This window comes from Pseudomonas sp. L-22-4S-12, assembly GCF_009799935.1.
In the GTDB taxonomy this organism is placed as follows: Bacteria; Pseudomonadota; Gammaproteobacteria; order Pseudomonadales; family Pseudomonadaceae; genus Aquipseudomonas.
This window is the reverse complement of the sequence record NZ_WELL01000008.1, coordinates 1-24,874: the sequence shown is the minus strand read 5'-3', so window position 1 is coordinate 24,874 and position 24,874 is coordinate 1. Positions and strand designations below refer to the sequence as shown.

Genomic DNA, 24,874 nt, shown 5'->3' with positions numbered 1-24,874 from the left:
CGCGAAAGCCGGCAACACCGAGCGGCCAGGGTTCGCGGCTAAAGCCGCTCCCACGGGATTGCGCGCCGGCTCGCTGGCCTGGTGCAGGGCATTCGGGCAATTCGTGATCATCTGGTCAGGAAATTGCAAGGTCGCCAGCGTCAGACCTTTCCACTGCCCGTCCGAGAGCCTCGATGAACCTGTACATCCCTTCGCACAGCAACAGCCTGGAGAAACCGGCCGGGCGCATTCGCCAGCACAATGAGGAAGTCATTCTCGCCGCCGCCGAGGAAGAGTTCGCCCGCCACGGTTTCAAGGGCACCAGCATGAACGCCATCGCCCTCAAGGCCGGGCTGCCCAAGGCCAACCTGCACTACTACTTCAGCAACAAGCTGGGCCTGTACCTGGCGGTGCTGGCCAACATCATCGATCTGTGGGACAGCACCTTCAACCACCTCACCGTCGACGACGACCCGGCCGAGGCACTGAGCCGCTACATCCGCGCCAAGATGGAGTTCTCGCGCAAGCACCCCGACGCCTCGCGCATCTTCGCCATGGAAGTGATCAGTGGCGGGCCCTGCCTCAGCGAGTATTTCAACCAGGACTACCGCAGCTGGTTCAACAGCCGCGCCGCGGTGTTCCGGGCCTGGATCGACGCCGGCAAGATCGACCCGGTGGACCCGGTGCACCTGATCTTCCTGCTGTGGGGCAGCACCCAGCATTACGCCGACTTCGGCTCGCAGATCTGCCGGGTGGTGGGCAAGAGCAAGCTGACCCGCCAGGACTTCAACCAGGCCGGCGACAACCTGATCCGCATCATTCTCAAGGGCTGCGGCCTGACTCCGCCACCAGCGGCCGGCAGCGCTTCGCTCCCGTAGGGAAATCGTGAACAGGTTATCGGGGACGGTTTCAGTCGTAGGTTGGGTTGAGGAGCAGCGCGACGAAGCCCAACGATCCTGCCTCGGTTGTTGGGCTTCGCTGCGCTCAACGCCAACCTACCCACGCAGGCGCGCCGCGCAATACAGGGCAATCCATGCTCGCCCCCCCATACGCCCCATAAGAAGGACATAGCCCATTCATTTGCGCTAGCTGGCCCGCAAGGCCGCACCCGCCTGCCACCGGCACTTGCCCACAAAGCTCCACAGTTTCTGTGGACGAAGCTGTGCATAACCTCTGTAGCGCTGGCTGCAGGCCAGTCGCGGCAGGCCCTGCGCAGCTCTGCACATTTTTTGACCAATAGATACAAGTACCTGTTTTTGTTTGACTTTTTTATCAACAGCCGGATGACCAAGCCGCCACGGGCTGGCCTCGACGCGCTTTCCCGGCCGGCTCCCGGGCGGTGCACGACGCACCAGAGTCGGGCAGCTTCCTGCCGCCGACCGCCACGCCACGGGCAGCGCCGCGCAGCAAGAGGCCGCCGGCGCAGGCCCCGAAAAATTTCCTGACTAATTGGCCAAATTTTTGCTTATGCACAGCAGTCGAAACCCAACCACCGAGCCGCCCATGTCCCCATCAGCATCGCCAGCGCGCCTGGAACTGCGCGCCATCAGCAAGCGCTACCCCGGCTGCCTGGCCAACGACCGCATCGACCTGCGCATCCAGCCGGGCGAGATCCATGCCCTGCTGGGCGAGAACGGCGCCGGCAAGAGCACCCTGATGAAGATCATCTACGGCGTGACCCAGCCGGACAGCGGCGAGCTGTACTGGCAGGGCCAGCGCATCCAGGTACGCGACCCGGCCCAGGCCCGCGACCTGGGCATCGGCATGGTGTTCCAGCACTTCTCGCTGTTCGAGACCCTGACCGTGGCGCAGAACATCGCCCTGGCCCTCGGCCGCCAGGCCGGCACGCCGCAGCAGCTGGAGCCGAAGATCCGCGAGGTGTCGCAGCGCTACGGCATGGGCCTGGAGCCGGAACGCCTGGTGCACAGCCTGTCGATCGGCGAACGCCAACGGGTGGAAATCATCCGCTGCCTGATGCAGGACATCCGCCTGCTGATCCTCGACGAGCCGACCTCGGTGCTCACCCCGCAGGAGGTCGACGAGCTGTTCGTCACCCTGCGCGCCCTGGCGGCCGAGGGCTGCAGCATCCTGTTCATCAGCCACAAGCTCGGCGAGGTGCGCGCGCTCTGCCACAGCGCCACGGTGCTGCGCGCCGGCCGGGTTTCCGGCGAGTGCGTGCCAAGCGAGTGCAGCGACCTGCAACTGGCGCGCCTGATGGTCGGCGATGCCGAAGGCCTGGAGGCCAGCTACCCGAAGGTCACGGGTGGGCTGACCCGGCTGCGTGTGGATGACCTGAGCTGGGACAACGCCGACCCGTTCGGCACCTCGCTGCACAACCTGCGCCTGGAGGTACGCAGCGGCGAGATAGTCGGCATTGCCGGGGTCGCCGGCAACGGTCAGGACGAACTGCTCGCCCTGCTCTGCGGCGAAGTACGCCTACCGAATGACGAGCGCGCGCGCATCAGCATCGATGGCGAGCCGGTGGCCAATCTCTATCCCGATGCCCGCCGCCAGCGCGGCCTGGCCTTCGTCCCCGCCGAACGCCTTGGCCACGGCGCCGTGCCGGAGCTGAGCCTGGCCGACAACGCCCTGCTCACGGCCTTCCAGCACGGCCTGCTGAGCCACGGCATGATCCGCTCGCACAAGGTGCTGGAGCTGGCCGAGGAGATCATCCGCCGCTTCGCGGTGAAGACCCCGGACGCCCAGTCCCAGGCGCGCAGCCTGTCCGGCGGCAACCTGCAGAAATTCATCCTCGGTCGCGAGATCCTGCAGAACCCCAGGCTGCTGGTCGCCGCGCACCCCACCTGGGGCGTGGATGTCGGCGCCGCGGCGGCCATCCACCGCGCGCTGATCGCCCTGCGCGATGCCGGCGCGGCGATCCTGGTGATCTCCGAGGATCTCGACGAGCTGTTCCAGATCAGCGACCGCCTCGGCGCGCTGTGCAGCGGCCGCCTGTCGCCGCTGCAAGCCACCGGGCAGACCCATACCGTGGAGGTCGGCCGCTGGATGGCCGGCCAGTTCGCTTCCCCGCAAGACGCCGCCTGACGAGAACGCCGCCATGCTGTTATCCCTCGAACCCCGTATCCAGCAGTCGCGCGCCATGCTCCTGCTGTCGCCGCTGCTGGCCGGGGTGCTCACCCTGCTCAGCGGCGCGCTGCTGTTCGCCGTGCTCGGCCACGATCCGCTGGTCACCTTTCATACCCTGCTGATCGCGCCGATCAGCGACTTCTACGGGGTCTCCGAACTGCTGATCAAGGCCCTGCCGATCCTGCTCTGCGCCTTCGGCCTGGCCGTGGCCTACCAGGCACGCATCTGGAACATCGGCGCCGAAGGTCAGCTGCTGATCGGCGCGCTGGCCGGCAGCGCGGTGGCGGTCAACATCATCGGCTGGGACACGCCCTGGGCGCTGGCCTGCGTACTGGCTGCCGGGGTGCTCGGCGGCGCCGCCTGGGGCGCGCTGGCGGCCTGGCTGCGCACGCAGTTCAACGCCAATGAAATCCTCACCACCATCATGCTCAACTACATCGCCCTCAACCTGCTGCTGTTCTTCGTCCACGGCCCGCTGAAGGACCCGCACGGCTTCAGCTTCCCCGAGTCGGCCATGTTCGGTGACGCCAGCCGCCTGCCGCAGCTGTTCGAAGATGGCCGCGTGCATATCGGCGTGTGCTTCGCCCTGTTCGCCCTGGTGGCCGTGTGGGTGCTGCTGCAGAAAAGCTTCATCGGCTTCCAGATCAAGGTGCTTGGTCTGGACCAGCGCGCCGCCGGCTTCGTCGGTTTCCGCGAGAAGAAACTGGTGTGGCTGGTGCTGCTGATCAGCGGCGGCCTGGCCGGGCTGGCCGGGGTCAGCGAAGTCAGCGGGCCGATCGGCCAGCTGGTGCCGCAGGTCTCGCCCGGCTATGGCTACGCGGCGATCACCGTGGCCTTCCTCGGCCGCCTCAACCCGCTGGGCATCCTCTTCGCCGGCCTGCTGATGGCCCTGCTCTACCTGGGCGGCGAAAGCGCGCAGATGACCCTCAACCTGCCGCAATCGCTGACCGAGCTGTTCCAGGGAATGATGCTGTTCTACCTGCTGGCCTGCGACGTGCTGATCCTCTACCGCCTGCGCCTGAACCTGAAATGGCGCCAGCGCGCCGCCCTGCCCGAAGCGGCCAGCGCCTGATGGACAGCTACTCGTCACTCCCTGTGGGAGCGGCTTTAGCCGCGATTGCTCTTGCAGGCACCGGTGCTGCCCCAATCGCGGCTAAAGCCGCTCCCACAGGTTACCCACCTTCGTCCACCTGCCGCCCGCAACGCGCAGCCTGAGGCTTCAAAACTATGGATCTCGACCTGTTAAGCAACATTCTCAACGCCATGGTGCGCTGCGGCACCCCGCTATTGCTGGTCGCCCTCGGCGAGCTGGTGTGCGAGAAAAGTGGCGTCCTCAACCTCGGCCAGGAAGGCATGATGCTGTTCGGCGCGGTGATCGGCTTCATCGTCGCCCTCGCCACCGGCAGCCTGTGGCTCGGCGTGCTGCTGGCCTGCCTGGCCGGCATGCTGCTGGCCGCGCTGTTCGCCCTGGTCGCCCTCGGTTGCCAGGCCAACCAGGTGGCCACCGGCCTGGCCCTGACCATCTTCGGCGTCGGCCTGTCGTCCTTCGTCGGCGCCGCCTGGGTCGGCAAGCCGCTGGCCGGCTTCGAGCCGATCGCCATCCCGCTGCTGGCCGACATCCCGCTGCTCGGCCACATGCTGTTCCAGCAGGATCTGCTGGTCTACCTGTCGTTTGCCCTGTTCGGCCTGGTGGCCTGGGTGCTGCTCAAGAGCCGCCTCGGCCTGATCCTCCAGGCCGTCGGCGAGAATCCCGATGCGGCCAGCGCCATGGGCCTGCCGGTGCTGCGCGTGCGTACCCTGGCGGTGCTGTTCGGCGGTGCCATGACCGGCATGGCCGGCGCCTACCTGTCGCTGGCCTACACGCCGATGTGGGCGGAGAACATGAGCGCCGGGCGCGGCTGGATCGCCCTGGCCCTGGTGGTGTTCGCCAGCTGGCGGGTGTTCCGCGTATTGCTCGGCGCCTACCTGTTCGGCCTGGCCAGCATCCTCCACCTGGTGGCTCAGGGCATCGGTCTGAGCATCCCGGCCAACCTGCTGGCGATGCTGCCCTACGTGGCCACCATCCTGGTGCTGGTGGTGCTCTCGCGCGATGCGCTAAAGACCCGCCTGTACGCCCCGGTGTCCCTCGGCCAGCCGTGGAAGGCCGGGCATTGAAATAGTTTGTGGCCGCTATGGCTGTGCGTGGGAGCGAATTCATTCGCGATCAGGGTCGACTCGGGGTTGCCTGGCTATCGCGGATAAATCCGCTCCCACTAAAGATCCATTGAAATGCCCCGCCCGCGCCTCGGCGCCCCTGGATCAGCAGACAGGGCAACACTGAGCTGGCCAACCTGAACACACTTTTCAGAGGAGCCGGCCATGTCCGCAGCGCGTATCTGGATCAAGAACCCACAAGCCATCTTCACCGCCAATGACCAGGACGCCCGTGGCGGCCTGGTCGTCGAGGGCGCGCTGATCGTCGAACTGCTGGCCGCCGGCCAGGTTCCCGCGCAACCCTGTGCGCAGGTGTTCGATGCCAGCCAGCACGTGCTGCTGCCGGGGCTGATCAACAGCCATCACCACTTCTACCAGACCCTCACCCGCGCCTGGGCGCCGGTGGTCAACCAGCCGCTGTTCCCCTGGTTGCAGAGCCTCTACCCGGTGTGGGCACGGCTGACCCCGGCGCAGCTGGCCCTGGCCTGTCGCGTGGCCCTGGCCGAGCTGCTGCTGTCGGGCTGCACCACTGCCGCCGACCATCACTACCTGTTCCCCCAGGGCCTGGAGGACGCCATCGACGTACAGGTCGAGGCCGTGCGCGAGCTGGGCATGCGCGCCATGCTCACCCGTGGCTCGATGAGCCTGGGCCAGGACGATGGCGGCCTGCCACCGCAGCAGACCGTGCAGCAGGGCCAGGTGATCCTCGACGACAGCCTGCGCCTGATCCGCCGCTACCATCAGCGCGACGCCGGGGCACAGATACAAATCGCCCTGGCGCCCTGCTCGCCGTTCTCGGTGACCAGCGAGATCATGCAGGCCAGCGCCGCACTGGCCGCCCAGCAGGACGTGCGCCTGCACACCCACCTGGCCGAGACCCTCGACGAGGAAGCCTTCTGCCAGCAGCGCTTCGGCCTGCGCACCGTCGATTACCTGGACAGCGTCGGCTGGCTCGGCCCGCGTACCTGGCTGGCCCACGGCATCCACTTCAATGCCGAGGAAATCGCCCGCCTGGGCGCCGCCGGCACCGGCATCTGCCACTGCCCGGTGTCGAACATGCGCCTGGCCTCGGGCATCTGCCCGACCCTGGCGCTGCAGGAAGCCGGTGCCCCGGTCGGCCTGGGCGTGGACGGCTCGGCCTCCAACGATGCCTCCAACCTGATCCTCGAAGCACGCCAGGCCCTCTACCTGCAGCGCTTGCGCTATGGCGCCGAGCGGATCACCCCGCAACTGGCCCTGGGCTGGGCCACTCGCGGCTCGGCCAGGCTGCTCGGGCGCAGCGATATCGGCGAACTGGCCGTGGGCAAGCAGGCCGACCTGGCCCTGTTCAAGCTCGACGAACTGCGCTTCTCCGGCAGCCACGACCCGCTTTCCGCGCTGTTGCTGTGTGGCGCCGAGCGCGCCGACCGGGTGCTGGTCGGCGGGCGCTGGCGGGTGCTCGACGGACAGATCGAGGGCCTCGACCTCGGCGCACTGATCGCCGCCCACCGCCAGGCCGCGCGGCAACTGGTCGGCGGCTGAAGGATCGACGGCACGGGCCCTGCAGCCTTGCACCAGTTTCAGGCCTGGGGCCGGCAAAACGCGCCGTTATTGACCAGTAAGACAAGTTTTATCCGCAGGCACAGCCCGCGAAATCAACCGCGCAGCGCCCGCCAAGCTTATTTGTCTTGTTGGTCAATTTTTTGCATTGGTCGTCACGCCTCTTTCGGCCGCCCCCATAAAAATTCGACACGGAGCACTGCACCCTATGTCCACACCCTCCCTCAAAGCCCTGGTTCGTGGCGTTGCCGCCGCCATCGGCCTGACCGCATCCCTCGGCGCACTGGCCGCCGACCCGCTGAAAGTCGGCTTCGTCTATGTCGGCCCGATCGGCGACCACGGCTGGACCTACCAGCACGAACAGGGCCGCCAGGCGCTGATCAAGCAGTTTGGCGACCAGGTACAAACCAGCTTCGTCGAGAACGTGGCCGAAGGCGCCGACGCCGAGCGGGTCATCCGCAACATGGCCAAGGGCGGTTACGACCTGGTGTTCACCACCTCGTTCGGCTACATGAACCCCACCGCCAAGGTCGCCAAGCAGTTCCCCAAGGTCACCTTCGAGCACGCCACCGGCTACAAGCAGGACAAGAACCTCGGCACCTACCTGTCGACGTCCTATGAAGGTCGCTACGTCGGCGGTTTCCTCGCCGCCAAGATGACCAAGAGCAAGAAAGTCGGCTACGTCGCCTCCTTCCCGATTCCGGAAGTGATCCGCGATATCAACGCCATCCAGCTGGCCCTCGACAAGTACAACCCCGGCACCGAAATCAAGGTGGTATGGGTCAACTCCTGGTTCGATCCGGGCAAGGAAGCCGATGCCGCCAACGCCCTGATCGACCAGGGCGTCGACGTGGTGTTCCAGCACACCGATAGCCCGGCACCGATCCAGACCGCCGAGCGCCGCGGTGTCTACTCCGTAGGCTACGCCTCGGACATGGCCCACTTCGGGCCGAAAGCCGTGCTCACCTCGATCGTCAACAACTGGGGCCCGCACTATGTGAAGAGCACCCAGGCCGTCATCGATGGCACCTGGGCGCCGCAGGACTACTGGGGCGGCCTGAAGGAAGGCACCATCGAACTGCCGATCAGCGACCTGGTTCCGGCCGAGGTCAAGGCCGAAGCCGAAACCATCATCGCCAGCATCAAGGACGGCTCCTTCCACCCCTTCACCGGCCCGATCATGGACCAGAGCGGCGCGGTCAAGATCCCGGCCGGCAGCACCGCCAGCAACGCCGAACTGGCCGGCATGAACTACTACGTCAAAGGCATCTCCGCCGAGATACCGAAGTAAGCAGCCCCCGCAGGAGGGCACAGCTTTTGTAGGAGCGGCTTCAGCCGCGATAGCCAGGCAGCTTCGAGTAGCCCCTGATCGCGGCTGAAGCCACTCCCACACAAGCACCAGCCAAGCAATACCAAGCACCACCGCGCCGTCCCTTTCCCCCGGAAAGAACCGCGCACCAAGGGCGCAGCGCATTGCGCCCTGTTCGCTGCCCTGGGTACGAGAAGACTCGCAGCACCTACACCCCTCCAGGAGCATCCATGAACTCACTCCCGATCATCGACATCGCCCCCCTGTACCACAGCGACCCGGCCGGCTGGCCGCAGGTCGCCCGGCAGATCGACCAGGCCTGCCGCCAGTGGGGCTTCTTCTACATCAAGGGCCACCCGATCGGCGCCGCGCGCATCGCCGAACTCAAGGCCGCCGCCGTGGACTTCTTCGCCCTCCCGGACGCCGAGAAGCTGCGCATCGACATCACCCAGACCCGCCACCACCGCGGCTACGGCGCCATCGCCACCGAACAGCTCAACCCCGGCCAGCCCTGCGACCTCAAGGAAACCTTCGACATGGGCCTGCACCTGAGCGCCGAGCACCCCGAGGTGCTGGCCGGCAAACCGCTGCGCGGGCCCAACCGCCACCCGGACATTCCCGGCTGGCAGGCGCTGCTGGAACAGCACTACCTGGACATGCACGAACTGGCCAAGACCCTGCTGCGCGCCATGGCCCTGGCCCTGGGCATCGAGCGCGACTTCTTCGACCAGCGCTTCGAGCAGCCGATCAGCGTGCTGCGCCTGATCCACTATCCACCACGGCAGACCGCCAGCAGCAGCGATCAGCAAGGCGCCGGCGCGCACACCGATTACGGTTGCGTGACCCTGCTGTATCAGGACGCCGCCGGCGGCCTGCAGGTGCAGAACCGGCAGGGCCAGTGGATCGACGCGCCGCCGATCGACGGCACCTTCGTGGTCAACATCGGCGACATGCTGGCGCGCTGGAGCAACGACCTCTACAAGTCCACGCCGCACCGGGTTATCAGCCCACTGGGGGTGGACCGCTACTCCATGCCGTTCTTCGCCGAACCCCACCCGGATACCGAAATCAGCTGCCTGCCCGGTTGCCAGAATCCTGAACATCCGGCCAAATACGCGCCGATTTCCTGCAGCGACTACATGCTCTCGCGCTTCGCCGAGACCTACGCCTACCGCCGGGAAGAAGCTCAGTCCTAGGCGCATATGCTGCGCCTACACCGCTTATGGGCTGGTGTGGGAGCGGCTTCAGCCGCGATCAGGGCCGACTCGCTGCTGCCTGCTCAATCGCGACTGAAGCGGAATGCCGCCAAGCCGCGCCCACAAGAGCCATGCACTGCGGCAAGCGCCACACCGATTAAACTGCACCCATCACGCCCGACCACGAGATTGCCGCCATGTACGACTGGCTCAACGCCCTGCCCAAGGCCGAACTGCACCTGCACCTGGAAGGCTCGCTGGAGCCCGAGCTGCTGTTCGCCCTGGCCGAACGCAACAAGATCGCCCTGCCCTGGGGCGATGTGGACAGCCTGCGCCAGGCCTATGCCTTCAACAACCTGCAGGAATTTCTCGACCTCTACTACCAGGGCGCCGACGTGCTGCGCACCGAGCAGGACTTCTACGACCTGACCTGGGCCTACCTGCTCAAGTGCAAGCAACAGAACGTCATCCACACCGAGCCGTTCTTCGACCCGCAGACCCACACCGACCGCGGCATCCCCTTCGAAGTGGTGCTGCGCGGCATCCAGCAGGCGCTCGACGATGGCCACAAGCAACTGGGCATCAGCCACGGCCTGATCCTCAGCTTCCTCCGTCACCTGCCGGAAGAAGCCGCGTTCAACACCCTGGAGCAGGCCATGCCGTTTCGCGATGCCTTCGTCGCCGTCGGCCTGGACAGCTCGGAGATGGGCTTTCCGCCGCGCCTGTTCCAGCGGGTGTTCGCCAAGGCCCGCAGCGAAGGCCTGCGCTGCGTCGCCCATGCCGGCGAGGAAGGCCCGCCCGAGTACATCTGGGAAGCCCTCGACCTGCTCAAGATCGAGCGCATCGACCACGGTGTACGTGCCATGGAAGACGAACGCCTGATGCAGCGCATCATCGACGAACAGATCCCGCTGACCGTCTGCCCGCTGTCCAACACCAAGCTCCGCGTGTTCGCCGACATGCGCCAGCACAACATCCTGCAGATGCTCGAACGCGGGGTGAAGGTGACGGTGAACTCCGACGATCCGGCCTACTTCGGCGGCTATGTCACGGAAAACTTCGCCGCCTTGCACGACAGCCTCGGCATGACCCAGGACCAGGCCCGGCGCCTGGCGCAGAACAGCCTGGATGCACGCCTGGTCAAGTAGCCCCTGCGCCCCGGCCTGGTCCGGGGCAACCCTGTCGATCAGCGATATACGCCACACAATGGCGCAAAGTTGCGCCAGGCTGAGGCACTCAAGCCGGCAGTTGGCCACTCGTTCCAGCCCCAACCCAGGCCTCGGGCCGAGCTAGCCGGCCACCAGATCGAACAGACGGCCCTGGCAGCCCGCCAGCACGCCCGCAATCCCCCTAGAGCGCCCTGTTCTTTAATTTTTCTGTCCATACAGACAGGAACTGGCGCTGTTCTTGCTCATACAAGAAAGCCTGACCAACACGACAGGTTCAAAACCATAATTCGACCATTCAGGAGCACCCCCATGAAGCGCACCCTAACCTCCCTGATGCTGGCAGGCGGCCTGTTGACCGCTGGCCAGGCCCTCGCCGGCGACCTGTTGCAGTGGCAGGACAACAGCCTGACCTACCTGAACGGCACCGACTTCACCGTCGACCCGGACAAGCAGCAGACCATCACCTACGAACATGCCAGCGGCTGGAGCTTCGGCGATCTGTTCGCCTTCGTCGACGTCATCAAGTACAACGGCGAGGCGGAAAACGGTGCCGGTGACGGCCACACCTTCTACGGCGAAATCAGCCCGCGCCTGTCGCTGGGCAAGATCAGCGGCGCCGACCTGTCCTTCGGCCCGATCAAGGACGTGCTGCTGGCCACCACCTATGAATTCGGCGAAGACGATGTCGACTCCTACCTGATCGGCCCGGCCATCGACCTGAATATCCCCGGCTTCGACTACTTCCAGCTCAACACCTACCTGCGCACCACCGACGGCAAGCGCGACGGTGACAACGTCTGGCAGATCACCCCGGTGTGGAGCTACACCATCCCGGTCGGCAACTCCGACCTGGTGCTCGACGGCTTCATGGACTGGGTGGTGGACAACGACGACAGCTACCATGCCAACCTGCACTTCAACCCGCAGATCAAGTACGACGTGGCCAAGGCCTTCGGCGTTGGCCAGAAGGTCTATGTCGGGGTCGAATACGACTACTGGAGCGACAAGTACGGCATCGAGGACGAAAGCTTCGTCGGCGAGGACATCCTCGGCGGCACCGACCAGAGCGCCATCAGCCTGCTGGTCAAGGCGCACTTCTAAGAACCTGTCTACGATCTGCTGCGCGTCGGCCATACGGCGTTAAAAACAGCCTCGGAATGCTCATTTACAGCTCGTAAACTGCGCTTCCTCGGCTGTTTTTGCCTTGGCTGGCTCTAGCTCGCGAGATCGTAGATAGGTTCTAAGCGTCCGGTGCGCGCAGGGTGTGCCACGCGCAGCACACGCCCATGCGTGGCCCCTGGCGCGCACGGCACACCCTGCGGCAAAGCGAAAAGCTCACCTCAGTTTTCTCCCGGCCGGTGCCATCCTCCCCTCCTTGGGATGGCGCCGGCTCTTTAGCCAGGGCCCTGGCGCTCCCCGGCGCCTACCGATCGGTGCTATGTTTGGCCCCCGCCTCTGTCCGCGTCGGCCTGAATTCTCGATGAGCAACCGCAAGATCGGCATCCGCCAGAAGAACACCGAAAAGATCCTCCTGGCCGCCGAGCAGGTGTTCGCCGAGCGCGGCTTCGCCGGTGCCTCGATGCAGGACATCGCCCAGTTGGTGGAACTGCCCAAATCCAACCTGCACTACTACTTCAAGACCAAGGAAGAGCTGTACCGCGCGGTACTGGTCAACCTGCTGGAAGTGTGGAAACAGGATGCGCTGTGCTTCGAGCTGTACGACGACCCGCGCGTGGTCCTGACCACCTACATCCGCGCCAAGATGAACCACTCGCGCAGCCGCCCGTACGGCTCCAAGGTCTGGGCCAGCGAGATCATCCAGAATGCGCCGGTGCTCGGCGAGAGGCTGCGCGAGAGCCTGTACGACTGGGCCAAGCTCAAGGAAGCCAAGGTTCGCGAGTGGGTGGAGAGCAAGCGCATCCTGCCGGTGGCACCGGACTACCTGCTGTACATGATCTGGGCCTCGACCCAGCACTTCGCCGACTTCAACTACCAGATCGCCCTGCTCAACGACGACCAACCGCTGTCCGACCTGCAGTTCGAGCATGCCGTGCAGACGGTGACCAGCGTGGTATTGCGCGGTATAGGACTGGATGCCTGAGCCAGCTTCAGGCGCTCCACCAAAACTCCAGTGGGAGCGGATCTATCCGCGATAAGCAGGCAACCCCGCGCCAACCCTGATCGCGAATGAATTCGCTCCCACAAGAGCAGCAAGATCACCCAGCCGCTAGACCGTTACACCACCTCGCAATAGGGGTTGCGCGGGTCCTGGGTCCAGTTCATGTAGGGCTGTTCACTGGGTTGCTCAACCATGCTGATGCAGTTCTCCACCGGGCAGGTGATCTGGCACAGGTTGCAACCCACACACTCCTCGTCCTTGACCTCATAGCTGTGCGTGCCGTCGGGTTTGAGTAGGTTGTCGATGGCCTGGTGCGAGGTGTCTTCGCAGGCGATGAAGCAGCGGCCGCAGCCGATGCAGGCGTCCTGGTCGATCTTGGCGATCACCTGATAGTTCATGTTCAGGTACTTCCAGTCCGTGGTGTTGGCCACTGCCTTGCCAGAGAAGTCACTGATGCGCGCGTAACCCTTGTCGTCCATCCAGCGCGACAGGCCGTCCTGCATCTCCTCGACAATGCGAAAGCCATGCAGCATGGCCGCCGTACACACCTGCACCGAACCACAGCCGAGGGCGATGAACTCGGCGGCGTCGCGCCAGCTGCCAATGCCGCCAATGCCGGAAATCGGCAGGCCGCGGGTGGCCGGGTCACGGGCGATCTCGGCAACCATGTTCAGCGCAATCGGCTTGACCGCCGAGCCGCAGTAGCCGCCATGGGTGCTGCGCCCGCCGACGATGGGGCGGGCGACCATCGCGTCGAGGTCAAGCGAGGTGATCGAGTTGATGGTGTTGATCAGCGACACCGCATCGGCACCGCCAGCCAGTGCAGCGCGGGCCGGCAGGCGCACGTCGGTGATGTTGGGGGTGAGTTTGACGATCACCGGCAGGCGGCAATAGGTCTTGCACCAGCGGGTGACCATCTCCACGTACTGCGGCACCTGCCCCACCGCCGCGCCCATGCCGCGCTCGGGCATGCCGTGCGGGCAGCCGAAGTTCAGCTCGATGGCATCGGCGCCGGTGGCTTCCACCAGCGGCAGGATGAACTTCCACGACTCCTCCTCGCACGGCACCATCAGCGAGACGATCAGGGCGCGGTCCGGCCAGTTCTTCTTCACCTGTTCGATCTCGCGCAGGTTGATCTCCAGGCTGCGGTCGGTGATCAGCTCGATGTTGTTGAAGCCCAGCACTTCGCGGTTCTTGCCGTAGTGCGCGGAGTAACGCGACGACACGTTGACCGCTGCCGGGTCCTCGCCGAGGGTCTTCCACACCACTCCGCCCCAGCCCGCTTCGAAGGCGCGCTCTACGTTGTAGGCCTTGTCGGTGGGCGGCGCCGAGGCCAGCCAGAACGGGTTGGGTGCCTGGATACCGGCGAAATCGATCGATAGGTCAGCCATCACGCGGCCTCCACTTGAGTCATCAGGTCCTGGTGGATGGCCATGGCGGCCAGTTTGCCGTGCTGCACGGCCTGTACGGTGAGGTCCTGCCCGGGCTGCACGCAGTCGCCACCGGCATAGATGCCCGGCACGCTGGTGCGCCAGGCGCTGTCGACCCAGATGCGCTCGCCCTCGCGGCGCAGTTCGCTGGCCTTGCCGTCGACCAGGCTGGCGCCGTCGAATGCCTGGCCGATAGCCTTGAAGATGGCCTGCGCCGGCAGCTCGAACCGCTCGCCGCTATCGACCAGGCGGCCGTTGTCCAGCAGGGTTCTGGCGAACGTCATGCCGCACACCCGCCCGGCCTCATCCAGCAGCACCTGCTCGGGCCGCGCCCAGGTCAGCAGGCGCACGCCGTTGGCCTTGGCGATGTCCTGCTCGTGGCCGGTGGCGCCCATTTCGGCGAAGCCACGGCGGTAGACCAGGGTCACCTCGTCGGCGCCCAGGCGCTGCATCTGCACGGCCATGTCGATGGCGGTGTTGCCGGCGCCGATCACCAGGCACTGGCGGGCCAGCGGCAAGCTCGCGTAGTCGTCGCTCTGGCGCAGGGCCTTGATCCATTCGGTGGCGGCCAGCAGGCCAGGGGCGTCCTCGCCGGTCAGGCCGAGGTTGCGACTGGCGCCCAGGCCGAGGCCGAGGAACACGCTGTCGAACTCGCGGTACAGCTCGGCCAGGCTGAGGTTGTCGCCCAGGCGCTGGCCGGTGCGCAGCTCGATGCCGCCGATGCCGAGGAGAAACTCCACTTCGTCCTGGGCAAAGTCGTCGGGCAGCTTGTACTGGGCGATGCCGTACTCGTTGAGGCCGCCGGCCTTGGCCTGGGCCTCGAACAGCACCACGTCGTGACCGAGCATGGCCAGGCGATGGGCGCAGGACAGCCCGGCCGGACCGGCACCGACCACGGCGATGCGCTTGCCGGTGCTGGCCGCCCGCGTGAACGGGTGGGCGCCGAACGCGGCGTTATCCAGGGCATAGCGCTGCAACTGGCCGATCAGCACCGGCGCGCACTCCCGGGCGTTGTTGCGCACGCAGGCCTGCTGGCAGAGGATCTCGGTCGGGCACACGCGGGCGCAACTGCCGCCGAGGATATTGGCCTCGAGAATGGTCTGCGCCGCGCCCTTGAGATTGTCCTGGGCGATGTTGCGGATGAACGAGGGAATGTTGATCTCGCTCGGGCAGGCGTTGATGCACGGCGCGTCATAGCAGTACAGGCAGCGCTCGCTTTCCAGCACGGCCTGGCGCGCATTGAGCGGCGGGTTGAGGTCGCTGAACTGCAGCGCCAGCTCGGCATGGGGTGCCGTCGGGTGGGGTAGATGGTCGAGTCGTTCGATCACGGTCGGGGCCTCTCGGTTGTTGTTTTGGCTGTCTGCTCCGGGCGATGCGCACAGGCATCCTGGCCGGGCGCGCGGTGAGGCGCGCCCAGCCCCGTGAACAGGGGCAACGGCAGTCGAAGTCGAAGCGGCTGCGCTCTACGGCGCGGTCCGTACAGGTATTCAGCGCAACACGGGCTCGGCGCGGTTGTGCGCGGCGCGCTGGCTCAGTTGCTGATACACCGCCGGCCAGGCCGGACGCGGCAGGTAGCGGCCAGCGCCGCGCTCGGCGCGCAGGTCGCCATCACACCAGACCAGGCGCCCCTGGCTGATGGTGTGGCGCGGGATGCCGCGCACGGTCTTGCCCTCGAATATGTTGAAGTCGACGTTCTGGTGATGGGTCCGGGCGCTGATCAGCCGCGTGCCTTCTGGGTCCCACAGCACCAGGTCGGCATCGGCGCCGACGCGCACCGCGCCCTTGCGCGGAAACAGGTTGAACAGCTTGGCGGTGTTGCTGCTGGTGATGGCGACGAACTCGTGCATGGACAGGCGGCCGCTGTTGACCCCCTCGTCCCACAGCACGGCCATGCGCTCTTCGATGCCGGCGGTGCCATTGGGAATCTTGCTGAAGTCGTCGCGCCCGGCGGCCTTCTGTTCGGCGCAGAAGCAGCAGTGATCGGTCGCGGTGGTTTGCAGGTCGCCGCTCTGCAGGCCCTGCCACAGCGCCTGCTGATGCTGCGCCGGGCGGAACGGCGGGCTCATCACATGGCCGGCGGCGACCTGCCAGTCGGGGTGGCGGTAGACGCTGTCATCCAGCAGCAGGTGCCCCGGCAGCACCTCGCCATACACCGGCTGGCCCTGGCGGCGGGCCAGGCGGATCTGCTCGACGGCATCGGCGGTGGACACATGCACCAGATACAGCGGTACGCCGAGGGTGCCGGCGATGCTGATGGCGCGGCTGGCCGCCTCGCCCTCGACCTGTGCCGGGCGCGACAGCGGATGCGCTTCCGGCCCGGTCAGGCCCTGGGCCAGCAGCTTGCGCTGCAGGTGATCGACCAGCTCGCCGTTCTCCGCGTGCACGGTGGGCATCGCCCCCAGTTCCAGGCAGCGTTCGAAACTGGCGACCAGGGTGTCGTCGGCCGCCATGATGGCGTTCTTGTAGGCCATGAAGTGCTTGAAGCTGTTGATGCCGTGCTCGCGCACCAGCACGCCCATCTCCTCGCGCACCTGCTCGCTCCACCAGGTGATGGCGACATGGAAGCCATAGTCGGCCGCCGACTTCTCGGCCCAGCCGCGCCAGGCGCCGAACGCCTCCAGCAGCGACTGCTGCGGGTTGGGAATGACGAAGTCGATGATCGAGGTGGTGCCGCCGGCCAGGCCGGCGGCCGTGCCGCTGTAGAAGTCCTCGCTGGCCACCGTGCCCATGAACGGCAGCTCCATGTGGGTGTGCGGGTCGATGCCGCCGGGCATCACCAGCAGGCCGCCGGCGTCGACCACTTCGGTGCCGCCCGGCACGCCCAGGTCGGTGCCCAGCGCGGCGATCCGGCCATCGACGCAGAGCACGTCGGCGCGAAAGCTTTCCTCGTGGGTGACGACGGTGCCGCCTCGGATCAACAGCTGCATGATGGTGCTCCTCGCAGGTCATGAACAGAAAACCGGCGGGGAATATTTAAACCTGCCCCGCAAGACAGGTTTAGAAACTATACGCAGTAGATCGACGAATCAAGCCAACCAATAACGCACCACATACACATATAAATTATTGATTTATAAGCAATTAAAAACAGAATCACCAAAATGGTGAGCCCTCTCACCATTTTGACGCACCAGACAACTTTCCTGGTTTAAAGAGAAAAATCAGGAAAAACAGGGCGTTGCCGAAAACCTGGGGAGAGCGACGGCGGCCAAAATTTTTTTACGTGCACCAGTTTGAATCCTGACTCGCAAGACAAGGTTGTATCGACAGGCCGCACAGAGCCTGCGGACAACCTGCCAGAAAACTCGAACACAGCGATTAATTCTTTAATTTCAATGACTTGCATAATTTTATCGACCACACGGACAGCTATTAGACGATTTCGGCACGCTTATTGAGTGCGCCCAGCCCTGTCTTCACGGCAGGGCCACGGCACCTGCCCGCCGCACAGGCGCACCCATAAAAACCGCACAGCACTGGAGAGGCACATGCAGCAGAGCAGATCGCAGGTGAGCACCCATGACGGGCTCTATGAACTGGAACCCGGGCAGGATGTGCTGGACAGCCCGCGCTTCAACGAGGACATCGCGCCGACCCGACGCGCCGAGCGCACCTGGCGCAGCGTGCACATCGCCGCGCTGTGGGTCGGCATGGCCATCTGCGTGCCCACCTACACCCTGGGCGGCGTGCTCACGGCCTACTTCGGCCTGTCGGTGGGCGAAGCCCTGTTCACCATCCTGATGGCCAACATCGTGGTGCTGATCCCGCTGACCCTCAACGCCTTCCCCGGCACCAAGTACGGCATCCCCTTCCCGGTGTTGCTGCGCTCCTCGTTCGGCATCCTCGGCTCCAACGTGCCCTGCCTGATCCGCGCCGTGGTCGCCTGCGGCTGGTTCGGCATCCAGACGATGTTCGGCGGCCTGGCCATCCACCTGTTCCTCGGCTCGCTCTTCCCCGAGTGGAAGGCCCTGGGCGGGGTCGGTGAAGTGATCGGCTTCCTGCTGTTCTGGGCCCTCAACCTGTGGGTGGTGCTGCGCGGCGCCGAGTCGATCAAGTGGCTGGAAACCCTCTCCGCCCCGCTGCTGCTGGTCGTCGGTGTCGGCCTGCTGGCCTGGGCCACCCCGCACATGTCCATGAGCGAACTGCTGGCCCAGCCAGCCAAGCGTCCGGAAGGCGCCGGCGTAACCAGCTACTTCTTCGCCGGGCTGACCGCCATGGTCGGCTTCTGGGCCACCCTGTCGCTGAACATCCCGGACTTCAGCCGCTACGCCAGAAGTCAGAAGGATCAGGTGATCGGCCAGATCGTCGGCCTGCCGCTGACCATGTTCCTGTTCGCCGCCCTGGGCGTGGTGATGACCGCCGCCTCGGCTTCGCTGGTCGGTGAAACCGTGGCCGACCCGGTCAGCCTGATCGGCCATATCGACAGCCCGTTTTGGGTCGCCCTGGCCATGGCCTTCATCATCATCGCCACCCTGTCGACCAACACCGCGGCCAACATCGTCTCGCCGACCAACGACCTCCAGAACATCGCGCCCAAGCTGATCAACCGCACCAAGGCGGTCCTGCTCACCGGCCTGGTCGGCCTGCTGCTGATGGGCCACGAGCTGCTGAAAAAAGCCGGCCTGATCGTTTCCGACGTGAGCCTGGAAAGCCTCTACTCCAACTGGCTGCTGGGCTACTCCAGCCTGCTCGGACCGATTGCCGGGATCATGATCGTCGACTACTTCCTGATCCGCCGTCAGCAGCTCGACCTGCCCGCCCTGTATCTGGACGGCGGCACTTACCCGGCCATCAACTGGGCCGGCTTCATCGCCTTCGGCGTACCGGTGGCACTGACCCTGCTGGCCCTGACCACCGGCCTGCTCAGCTGGTTCTACAGCTACGGCTGGTTCACCGGCTCGCTGCTCGGCGGCCTGCTCTATTACGTCTGCGCCGGCCTCACCAAGCGCAACCTGGTCGCCGCCAAAGCCACCGCCTGACCACCCCGCCCCTTGCCGGCGCAGCCCGCTGCGCCGGCCTTCCGGAGACCGCCCCGATGCACAGCCCCGCAAGCCTGCTGGCCGCCCCGGCCCTGCACATCAACAGTCAACGCCTGTGGCAATCGCTGATGGACCTGGCGCAACTCGGCGCCACCGCCAAGGGTGGCGTCTGCCGCCTGGCCCTGACCGACCTCGACCGCCAGGCCCGCGACCTGTTCAGCCAGTGGTGCCGCGAAGCCGGCTGCACCATCAGCGTCGACCAGGTCGGCAACATCTTCGCCCGCCGCCCCGGCAGCAACCCCGACCTGCCACCGGTGATGACCGGCAGCCACATCGACACCCAGCCAACCGGCGGCAAGTTCGACGGCTGCTTCGGCGTGATGGCCGGCCTGGAAGTGCTGCGCACCCTCAACGACCTCGGCGTGGTCACCGCAGCCCCGCTGGAAGTGGTGGTGTGGACCAACGAGGAAGGCTCGCGCTTCGCCCCCTGCATGATGGGCTCCGGCGTGTTCGCCGAAAAATTCACCCTGGCCGAGACCCTGGCCAAGACCGACGCCGACGGCATCAGCGTCGGCGCCGCCCTGCAGGCCATCGGCTATGCCGGCAGCCGCCCGGTCAGCGGCCACCCGGTCGGCGCCTACTTCGAGGCCCATATCGAACAGGGGCCGATCCTCGAAGACCAGGCCAAGACCATCGGCGTGGTGCTCGGCGCCCTCGGCCAGAAATGGTTCGACCTCAGCCTCAAGGGCGTCGAAGCCCATGCCGGCCCGACGCCCATGCACCTGCGCAAGGATGCCCTGGTCGGCGCCGCGGAAATCGTCGGCGCGGTCAACCGCATCGCCCACGCCTACCAGCCGCACGCCTGCGGCACGGTCGGCTGCCTCAGCCTCAAGCCCGGCTCGCGCAACGTGATCCCCGGCGAGGTGCAGATGACCCTGGACTTCCGTCACCTCGACAGCACCCGTCTGGCCGGCATGATCGGCGAGATCGAAGCGGTGATCGCCGCCAGCTGCGAACGCCATGGCCTGAGCTGGCAACTCACGCCGACCGCCGACTTTCCGCCCCTGTACTTCGCCGACGCCTGCGTCGACGCCGTGCGCCAGGCGGCGGCCGGCCTTGGTCTACCGCACATGGACATCGTCAGCGGCGCCGGGCACGACGCCATCTTCATCGCCGAACTGGCGCCGGCGGGGATGATCTTCGTGCCCTGCGAAGGCGGCATCAGCCACAACGAGATCGAGAACGCCAAGGCCGAAGACCTCGCCGCCGGCTGCGCGGTGCTGCTGCGCGCCATGCTGCTGGCCGCCGAAGGCGCCTTCAGCGGGCAACAGGCAGCCTGATTGCTCTACAGGGAGCGCCGTGCGCAACCAAAAGCTGCACACGGCGCCGTAGGCCACGCGCCAATTGATCCAGATTCAGCTTCGGTTAAGACTTTCCGGCTACCCTGCCACGCATCCCGCCTGAAGACGCGAACCGGAGAAAGCCTGATGACCTGGAAAAACAACCCATCCCGCTACGGCAGCCTGTCCATCGGCCTGCACTGGCTGATGCTGATCCTGATCGCCGGCGTCTACGCCTGCATCGAACTCAAGGGCAACTTCCCCAAGGGCAGCGAACCGCGCGAACTGCTCAAGCAGTGGCACTTCATGCTCGGCATGGCCATCTTCGCCCTGGTCTGGCTGCGCCTAGCAGCCCGCCTGATCGGCCCGACCCCGGCGATCGTGCCGGCGATTCCCACCTGGCAGGCCATCCCCGCCAAGCTGATGCACCTGGCCCTGTACCTGCTGATGGTCGGCGCCCCGCTGGCCGGCTGGCTGATCCTCAGTGCCGCCGGCAAGCCGACCCCGTTCTTCGGCCTGGAACTGCCACCGCTGATCGACAAGAACCCCGAGCTGGCCGGGCAGATCAAGGAACTGCACGAACTGGCCGGCACCGCCAGCTACTGGCTGATCGGCCTGCACGCCGTGGCCGGACTGTTCCACCACTTCGTCAGCCGCGACAACACCCTGACCCGCATGCTGCCGGGGCGCGGCTAGCCGCAATCTGCGGGGGCAACTCCCCGTAGGAGGACCCTTGGCCGCGAAACCCGGGCAGCGCCGAGTCGCCCAGACCAGCGTCGCGGCCAAGGCCCCTCCGACAGGCTCACCACCCACGCCAATCCCCTTTGTGGGAGCGGCTTCAGCCGCGATAAGTCGCCCGACGGCTTCACCTTTTCGCGGATAAATTCGCTCTCAGCCGCGCGGGCTTGTCCATGCACCTCTGCAATCGGCCCCCATCCCTATATAAAGCAGGCAAACGGCACCTCGTAACACTGGCCAAGCCTCGCCGGCGCCGCTAGAATTGCGCACTTTTTGATCAGCGGCGCCGCCCAGAGCGCCCGATGAGGTTAGCCCCGATGTCCACCGCCACCCCGAAAGTCGGCTTTGTCAGCCTTGGTTGCCCGAAAGCCACTGTCGATTCCGAACGCATCCTCACCCAGCTGCGCATGGAGGGCTACGAGATCGTGCCCACCTACGAGGATGCCGACGTGGTGGTGGTCAACACCTGCGGCTTCATCGACAGCGCCAAGGCCGAATCCCTGGAAGTGATCGGCGAAGCCATCGCCGAGAACGGCAAGGTCATCGTCACCGGCTGCATGGGCGTGGACGCCGGCAGCATCCGCAACGTGCACCCCAGCGTGCTCTCGGTGACCGGCCCACAGCAGTACGAGCAGGTGGTCAACGCGGTACACGAGGTCATCCCTCCAAAGGCCGAACACAACCCGCTGATCGACCTGGTACCGCCGCAGGGCATCAAGCTGACCCCGCGTCACTACGCCTACCTGAAGATTTCCGAAGGCTGCAACCACCGCTGCAGCTTCTGCATCATCCCCTCGATGCGCGGCGACCTGGTCAGCCGCCCGGTCGGCGACGTACTCAGCGAAGCCGAGCGTCTGGTCAAAGCCGGGGTCAAGGAACTGCTGGTGATCAGCCAGGACACCAGCGCCTACGGTGTCGACCTCAAGTACAAGATGGACTTCTGGAACGGCCAGCCGGTGAAGACGCGCATGCTGGAACTGTGCGAAGCGCTGTCGTCGATGGGCGTGTGGGTGCGCCTGCACTACGTCTACCCCTACCCCAACGTCGACCACGTCATCCCGCTGATGGCCGAAGGCAAGCTGCTGCCGTACCTGGACATCCCCTTCCAGCACGCCAGCCCGAAAGTGCTCAAGGCCATGAAACGCCCGGCCTTCGAAGACAAGACCCTGGCGCGCATCAAGCAGTGGCGCGAGATCTGCCCCGAGCTGACCATCCGCTCCACCTTCATCGTCGGCTTCCCCGGCGAAACCGAGGAAGACTTCCAGTACCTGCTCGACTGGCTCACCGAAGCCCAGCTCGACCGCGTCGGCTGCTTCCAGTACTCGCCGGTGGAAGGCGCCCCGGCCAATGACATGGATCTGGAAGTCGTCCCCGACGACGTCAAGCAGGAGCGCTGGGAGCGCTTCATGGCCCACCAGCAGGCGATCAGCGCCGCCCGCCTGCAGCTGAAGATCGGCCAGGAAATCGAAGTATTGATCGACGAAGTCGACGACCAGGGCGCTGTCGGCCGCTCCTACGCCGACGCCCCGGAAATTGACGGCAGCGTGTTCATCGACTCCACCAGCGTGAAGCCCGGCGACAAGGTGCGCGTGCGCGTGATCGACGCCGACGAGTACGACCTCTGGGCCGAACTGGCCTGATCGCCCCAGCGCAAAAGCCCCGCCCAGCAGCGGGGCTTTTCGTTTCCGGCGTGCAGGCTTTCGTGGGAGCGGATTTATCCGCGATCAAAGCCTGCTCGGAGTTGCCTGCCTATCTCGGATAAATCCCAGGAGGCCATCCCTACACCCGATCCAGCGGACTGATCACCCCCAGCCCGCCACGATTGAGCACATGGGTATAGATTTGCGTGGTCTTCACGTCCGCGTGCCCCAACAGCTCCTGCACCGTGCGAATGTCCTGGCCGCCTTCCAATAGATGGGTGGCGAAGGAATGGCGAAAGGTATGCGGCGTCGCCGGCTTGATGATCCCGGCACGCCTTACCGCCTCGCGCACCGCGCGCTGGATGGTCTTCTCATGCAGGTGATGGCGGAAGATCCCCTCTGAACGGGGATCTTTGGAGCGATTGATCGAGGGGAAGACAAACTGCCAGCCCCACTCCGCCGCCGCATTCGGATACTTGCGCGCCAGGGCGAAAGGCAGATTGGCCAGGCCGAAGCCTTCGGCCAGATCGCTGCGGTGCAGCACCGCCACCTTCAGCAGATGCTCTTGCAACGGCAGTACCAGACGCTGCGGCAACATGGTCACGCGGTCCTTCTGCCCCTTGCCATCGCGCACCAGAATCTCGCCACGGGCGAAATCGACATCCTTGACCCGCAAGCGCAATGCCTCCAGCAAACGCAACCCGGCGCCATAAAGCAGATTCGCCACGATCCACTGCACACCCGATAACTGCGCCAACACCCGGCTCACTTCATCGCGGGTCAACACCACCGGCAAATGCCTGGGCTTCTTGGCCCGGACAATGTCATCCAGCCAGGGCAACTGCACCTGCAACACCTGCTTGTAGAGAAACAGCAGCGCCGCCAAGGCCTGATTCTGTGTGGAGCCCGACACATTCCTGGCGACGGCCAGATGAGTCAGAAAAGCCTCGATCTCCGCAGCGCCCATTTCCGCAGGATGCCGATAATGATGAAAGCGGATATAGCGCTTCACCCACTCGGCGTAGACAGCCTCGGTACGAATCGAATAGTTTCTCAAACGAATCTGCTGGCGTACCTGCACCAGCAATTTTGGCTTGCCGTCATCCATGTCGTGTTGCTCCCTGAGTCATGTCGCACTTCTCGCGACCTCCTCAAGCTAGACAAGGACTTGCAGAACGACAAGGAACGTTACCCGACATCCTTCGGGATGTTATGCGACAGTAATGTCGTCTAATTATAGTTAGGGAAAACAATGGAATCTCCAGCAGCCTACAAATTCAAAAAAGGGTATCTACCATATACCTTTATCCCAATCCTAATTGCTCTCGCAATAGTAACCCTTTCAAACTCGTGGGCAGCAAACCTAGGAGGAGGCATAATATTTCTAATATTATCCGCCAACCTAATTATCTTCCAACTAGCAATATTTCATCTCCCGGTTGAAGACAAAGACAATTTTCACATGTACTGCTTCCTGCTAACGTTCGTCAATATATTCATTACGCCTATGCTGTTGGGAGCTGTAGTAGGAGGCTTGATTGGATGAATCCCCTAACAACTGGTTCAAGTCGTTCGCTTCGCTCACTCGGGACCGGCTAAAGCCGGCCCCTTAACCAAACGTTAGAGAACTTCGCATGAGCACACAGTGGAGCTACAAAAAGTGCCTGTTCTGTAACGGAAAAATTCCTTACATGCCGCACTGGAAGAATCTGCCTGACAAATGTAACGACTGCATTTTTTCAGAAATACTTGATCTCCCAGCGCTCTTCAAAAAATTCTTGGAAAAAGAATCGAGTCACCATCAGCGCTATATGTCAGCTGAAGACCTGCTTTCATATAAAAGCAGAGAAGCTCTCAGGCATAAAATTAGTGAGGCTCTCAAGGAGCACGCGCTAAGAAATAAAGACATTCACGAAACATGCAAAAAAGACAAAGAACTGCTAAAACTGGCTATATCTCTACACAAAAACCAGAGCGGCATTACTAATAGCCCCGCAACCAGGGCAATCCCAGCAAGAATCCCACCATTCATGCAAGGTGGCGCACCGGGGTTAGGGAAACGTAAATGAGTGAGTGTCGTTCTCTAACAACTGGTTCAAGCCGCTCGCTTCGCTCACTCGGGACCGGCTAAAGCCGGCCCCTTAACCAAACGTTAG

19 protein-coding genes are annotated in these 24,874 nt (G+C 64.7%); 15 read left to right on the top strand and 4 right to left on the bottom strand.

Annotated features, from left to right (window positions below; genetic code table 11):
• Nucleotides 1-173 precede the first annotated feature (173 nt).
• The 10 genes from F3I16_RS17490 to F3I16_RS17445 all read left to right on the top strand — a co-directional run bounded on the left by F3I16_RS17490 (nt 174) and on the right by F3I16_RS17445 (nt 12,573).
• Nucleotides 174-857 carry a TetR/AcrR family transcriptional regulator gene (locus F3I16_RS17490; protein ID WP_160494838.1) on the top strand — a complete coding sequence of 228 codons (684 nt, stop codon included), beginning with the start codon at nt 174-176 and terminating at the stop codon, nt 855-857.
• Nucleotides 858-1,482: 625 nt separating this feature from the next.
• A complete protein-coding gene (locus F3I16_RS17485; RefSeq protein ID WP_160494837.1) occupies nt 1,483-3,024 on the top strand; it encodes an ABC transporter ATP-binding protein in 1,542 nt (513 codons plus the stop codon).
• A 13-nt stretch (nt 3,025-3,037) separates the two neighbouring features.
• Entirely contained in the window at nt 3,038-4,138 is a 1,101-nt protein-coding gene (locus F3I16_RS17480; RefSeq protein ID WP_160494836.1) for an ABC transporter permease, read from the top strand.
• Between the two features lie 155 nt (nt 4,139-4,293).
• A complete protein-coding gene (locus F3I16_RS17475; RefSeq protein WP_160494835.1) occupies nt 4,294-5,220 on the top strand; it encodes an ABC transporter permease in 927 nt (308 codons plus the stop codon).
• Nucleotides 5,221-5,424: 204 nt separating this feature from the next.
• Nucleotides 5,425-6,780, top strand: coding sequence for an 8-oxoguanine deaminase (locus F3I16_RS17470; RefSeq protein ID WP_160494834.1), 1,356 nt, complete (start codon nt 5,425-5,427; stop codon nt 6,778-6,780).
• 226 nt (nt 6,781-7,006) lie between these two features.
• Nucleotides 7,007-8,089, top strand: coding sequence for a BMP family ABC transporter substrate-binding protein (locus F3I16_RS17465; RefSeq protein WP_160494833.1), 1,083 nt, complete (start codon nt 7,007-7,009; stop codon nt 8,087-8,089).
• Nucleotides 8,090-8,337: 248 nt separating this feature from the next.
• Complete coding sequence (locus F3I16_RS17460) at nt 8,338-9,303, top strand: isopenicillin N synthase family oxygenase (protein ID WP_160494832.1); 966 nt, start codon at nt 8,338-8,340, stop codon at nt 9,301-9,303.
• A gap of 197 nt (nt 9,304-9,500) precedes the next feature.
• Nucleotides 9,501-10,451: an adenosine deaminase gene (locus F3I16_RS17455; RefSeq protein WP_160494831.1), complete on the top strand. Its 951-nt coding sequence runs from the start codon at nt 9,501-9,503 to the stop codon at nt 10,449-10,451.
• A 330-nt stretch (nt 10,452-10,781) separates the two neighbouring features.
• Nucleotides 10,782-11,573 carry an outer membrane protein OmpK gene (locus F3I16_RS17450; RefSeq protein ID WP_160494830.1) on the top strand — a complete coding sequence of 264 codons (792 nt, stop codon included), beginning with the start codon at nt 10,782-10,784 and terminating at the stop codon, nt 11,571-11,573.
• 379 nt (nt 11,574-11,952) lie between these two features.
• Nucleotides 11,953-12,573 carry a TetR/AcrR family transcriptional regulator gene (locus F3I16_RS17445; protein ID WP_160494829.1) on the top strand — a complete coding sequence of 207 codons (621 nt, stop codon included), beginning with the start codon at nt 11,953-11,955 and terminating at the stop codon, nt 12,571-12,573.
• A gap of 134 nt (nt 12,574-12,707) precedes the next feature.
• On the opposite strand, the gene preA is transcribed toward F3I16_RS17445, so the two are convergent.
• The 3 genes from preA to hydA form a co-directional block, all read right to left on the bottom strand.
• Nucleotides 12,708-13,985: an NAD-dependent dihydropyrimidine dehydrogenase subunit PreA gene (preA, locus tag F3I16_RS17440; RefSeq protein WP_178116689.1), complete on the bottom strand. Its 1,278-nt coding sequence runs from the start codon at nt 13,983-13,985 to the stop codon at nt 12,708-12,710.
• The gene (locus F3I16_RS17435; RefSeq protein WP_160494827.1) at nt 13,982-15,349 is read right to left on the bottom strand and encodes an NAD(P)-dependent oxidoreductase; all 1,368 of its coding nucleotides are present in this window, start codon (nt 15,347-15,349) and stop codon (nt 13,982-13,984) included. The genes preA and F3I16_RS17435 overlap by 4 nt, the downstream gene beginning before the upstream one ends.
• A gap of 159 nt (nt 15,350-15,508) precedes the next feature.
• Nucleotides 15,509-16,948, bottom strand: coding sequence for a dihydropyrimidinase (gene hydA / locus F3I16_RS17430; RefSeq protein ID WP_160494826.1), 1,440 nt, complete (start codon nt 16,946-16,948; stop codon nt 15,509-15,511).
• Nucleotides 16,949-17,509: 561 nt separating this feature from the next.
• On the opposite strand from hydA, the gene F3I16_RS17425 reads away from it, so the two are divergent.
• The 4 genes from F3I16_RS17425 to rimO all read left to right on the top strand — a co-directional run bounded on the left by F3I16_RS17425 (nt 17,510) and on the right by rimO (nt 22,718).
• The gene (locus F3I16_RS17425) at nt 17,510-19,000 is read left to right on the top strand and encodes an NCS1 family nucleobase:cation symporter-1 (protein ID WP_160494825.1); all 1,491 of its coding nucleotides are present in this window, start codon (nt 17,510-17,512) and stop codon (nt 18,998-19,000) included.
• 56 nt (nt 19,001-19,056) lie between these two features.
• Nucleotides 19,057-20,340: a Zn-dependent hydrolase gene (locus tag F3I16_RS17420; protein ID WP_160494824.1), complete on the top strand. Its 1,284-nt coding sequence runs from the start codon at nt 19,057-19,059 to the stop codon at nt 20,338-20,340.
• Between the two features lie 147 nt (nt 20,341-20,487).
• On the top strand, nt 20,488-21,036 hold the full coding sequence (locus F3I16_RS17415; protein WP_160494823.1) for a cytochrome b: 549 nt from the start codon (nt 20,488-20,490) through the stop codon (nt 21,034-21,036).
• 359 nt (nt 21,037-21,395) lie between these two features.
• A complete protein-coding gene (gene rimO, locus F3I16_RS17410) occupies nt 21,396-22,718 on the top strand; it encodes a 30S ribosomal protein S12 methylthiotransferase RimO (protein WP_160494822.1) in 1,323 nt (440 codons plus the stop codon).
• Between the two features lie 139 nt (nt 22,719-22,857).
• Here rimO and F3I16_RS17405 read toward each other — a convergent pair whose 3' ends face one another.
• A complete protein-coding gene (locus tag F3I16_RS17405) occupies nt 22,858-23,826 on the bottom strand; it encodes an integron integrase (protein ID WP_160494821.1) in 969 nt (322 codons plus the stop codon).
• Nucleotides 23,827-24,352: 526 nt separating this feature from the next.
• Here F3I16_RS17405 and F3I16_RS17400 point away from each other — a divergent pair.
• Nucleotides 24,353-24,787: a hypothetical protein gene (locus tag F3I16_RS17400; protein ID WP_160494820.1), complete on the top strand. Its 435-nt coding sequence runs from the start codon at nt 24,353-24,355 to the stop codon at nt 24,785-24,787.
• The last annotated feature ends 87 nt before the right edge of the window (nt 24,788-24,874 follow it).